Source organism: Pedobacter alluvionis, from assembly GCF_003664035.1.
Taxonomy (GTDB): Bacteria; Bacteroidota; Bacteroidia; order Sphingobacteriales; family Sphingobacteriaceae; genus Pedobacter; species Pedobacter alluvionis.
In genome coordinates, this window is sequence record NZ_RCCK01000004.1 from 2,558 (window position 1) to 5,775 (window position 3,218).

At 49.2% G+C, this 3,218-nt stretch carries 2 rRNA genes; both read left to right on the plus strand.

Going from position 1 to position 3,218, the window contains the following annotated elements:
* Positions 1 to 67: 67 nt before the first annotated feature.
* Positions 68 to 2,944, plus strand: a 23S ribosomal RNA gene (locus tag BCL90_RS00245).
* 141 nt (positions 2,945 to 3,085) lie between these two features.
* Positions 3,086 to 3,197: ribosomal RNA gene (rrf, locus tag BCL90_RS00250) — 5S ribosomal RNA — on the plus strand.
* Positions 3,198 to 3,218 lie beyond the last annotated feature (21 nt).

Sequence of the window (3,218 nt, forward strand, 5' to 3'; positions counted from 1 at the left end):
GGAAGGTATGAGACATCATAACAAGAGCAAAAAAGCATACCATACGGCGCAAAAGGCGTATGAGTAGAAGAAAGTAATAAAGAGTACACGGGGGATGCCTTGGCTCTCAGAGGCGATGAAGGACGTGATAAGCTGCGATAAGCTTCGGGTATTTGCAAATAGGAATTAATCCGAAGATTTCCGAATGGGGCAACCCGGCATGTTGAAGACATGTCACATATAATGAGCAAACCTGCCGAACTGAAACATCTAAGTAAGCAGAGGAAGAGAAAATAACAATGATTTCCTAAGTAGTGGCGAGCGAAAGGGAAAGAGCCCAAACCTACTTTGTTACGGCAAAGTGGGGGTTGTAGGACTGCAACATGGCATTAGCAAACAGAAGTGGAATGGGATGGGAAGCCCAGCGATACACGGTGATAGCCCGGTACACGTATAGAATGCTAGCTTAGCAGTATCCTGAGTACCGCGAGGTCGGAGACGCCTTGTGGGAATCTGCCGGCACCATCCGGTAAGGCTAAATACTCCTGAGAGACCGATAGTGAACCAGTACCGTGAGGGAAAGGTGAAAAGAACCCCGAACAGGGGAGTGAAATAGAACCTGAAACCGTGTACTTACAAGCGGTCGGAGCGTCCAGGTGGCGTGACGGCGTGCCTTTTGCATAATGAGCCTACGAGTTACTCTTCTCTGGCAAGGTTAAGTGCTTCAGGCACGGATCCGAAGCGAAAGCGAGTCTGAATAGGGCGTATAGTCAGAGGAGGTAGACGCGAAACCTTGTGATCTACCCATGGACAGGTTGAAGGTGCGGTAACACGTACTGGAGGACCGAACCGATAAACGTTGAAAAGTTTCCGGATGATCTGTGGGTAGGGGTGAAAGGCTAATCAAACTGGGAAATAGCTCGTACTCCCCGAAATGTTTTTAGGAACAGCGTCGACGTTGAGTTATATAGAGGTAGAGCTACTGATTGGGTGCGGGGGAGTCAAATCCTACCAAATCCAGACAAACTCCGAATGCTATATAATATAGTCGGCAGTGAGGCGCGGGGTGCTAAGGTCACGCGCCGAGAGGGAAAGAACCCAGACCATCAGCTAAGGTCCCCAAGTTACAGTTAAGTTGAACTAACGAGGTCCGATTGCACAGACAGCTAGGATGTTGGCTTGGAAGCAGCCATTCATTTAAAGAGTGCGTAACAGCTCACTAGTCGAGCGATCGGGCATGGATAATAAACGGGCATTAAATTGTACACCGAAGCTATGGGATTGAAATATATCGGTAGGGGAGCATTCTATCGGCAGCGAAGGTATCTGGTAATGGGTGCTGGAGCTTATAGAAAAGCAAATGTAGGCATAAGTAACGATAAGGCGGGCGAGAAACCCGCCCACCGAAAGGATAAGGTTTCCTGATCAACGCTAATCGGATCAGGGTTAGTCGGGACCTAAGGAGAACCCGAAGGGGAAATTCGATGGACAACTGGTTAATATTCCAGTACTTTTTATAACTGCGATGTGGGGACGGAGTAGTGACACTGCCGCGATCTGACGGAATAGATCGTTAAAGGCTGTAGGTATAGGACTGGTAGGCAAATCCGCCAGTCTTGCTGAACGCTGATAGTACCAAGAGGCTTCGGCTGATTGGATAGCGCAGGTAATCAGACTTCCAAGAAAAACCGCTAAGCTTCAGGTTATAAAAACCCGTACCGCAAACCGACACAGGTATCCGGGAAGAGGATTCTAAGGTGCTCGAGTGAATCATGGCTAAGGAACTCGGCAAAATGGCCCTGTAACTTCGGGAGAAGGGGCGCTGGCAGCAATGTCAGCCGCAGTGAAAAGGCCCAGGCGACTGTTTAACAAAAACACATGGCTTTGCAAAATCGAAAGATGAAGTATAAGGCCTGACACCTGCCCGGTGCTGGAAGGTTAAGAGGGGATGTCATCCGCAAGGAGAAGCATTGAATCGAAGCCCCAGTAAACGGCGGCCGTAACTATAACGGTCCTAAGGTAGCGAAATTCCTTGTCGGGTAAGTTCCGACCTGCACGAATGGTGTAACGATCTGGGCGCTGTCTCAGCCATGAGCTCGGTGAAATTGTGGTCCCGGTGAAGACGCCGGGTACCCGCAACGGGACGGAAAGACCCCATGCACCTTCACTACAATTTAACATTGACATTGGATACAGGATGTGTAGGATAGGTGGGAGGCTTTGAAGCGGCGTCGCTAGGCGTCGTGGAGCCAACGTTGAAATACCACCCTTTCTGTATTCGGTGTCTAATCCCTCTAAGAGGGAGACATTGTTTGATGGGTAGTTTGACTGGGGTGGTCGCCTCCAAAAAGGTAACGGAGGCTTTCAAAGGTAAGCTCAGTACGCTTGGTAACCGTACGCGGAGTGCAATAGCATAAGCTTGCTTGACTGTGAGACAGACAAGTCGATCAGGGTCGAAAGACGGATATAGTGATCCGGTGGTTCTGCATGGAAGGGCCATCGCTCAAAGGATAAAAGGTACGCTGGGGATAACAGGCTGATCTCCCCCAAGAGCTCATATCGACGGGGAGGTTTGGCACCTCGATGTCGGCTCGTCACATCCTGGGGCTGGAGAAGGTCCCAAGGGTTCGGCTGTTCGCCGATTAAAGTGGCACGCGAGCTGGGTTCAGAACGTCGCGAGACAGTTCGGTCCCTATCTGTTGTGGGCGTAGGAATTTTGAGTGGGGCTGACCTTAGTACGAGAGGACCGGGTTGGACTAGCCTCTAGTGAATCTGTTGTTCCGCCAGGGGCATTGCAGAGTAGCTACGCTGGGAATAGATAAGCGCTGAAAGCATCTAAGTGCGAAACTAGCCACGAGATGAGAATTCCATATAGGACCGTAGAAGACTACTACGTTGATAGGCTATAGATGTAAAGCTGGCGACAGCACAGTCGAGTAGTACTAATCATCCGAAGCTTTCAAAGCAAACAGACTGTTGTTTGTTCTTCAAACTAACTTCTTTCAATAATATGTCATTTCAAGCTGAATAGCTGAAAGAGCAAAGACCAAATGCAGATTATGCTTTAGTCTTTAAGCTTTCTCCTTTAAGCTTTAAATAAAAATATTCAGGTGCCTATATCGGTGGTGTCCACCTCTTCCCATTCCGAACAGAGAAGTTAAGCCCACCAGAGCCGATGGTACTGCGGTAACACGTGGGAGAGTAGGTCGGTGCCAGATCTTAAAAAGAAACCCCTCAAC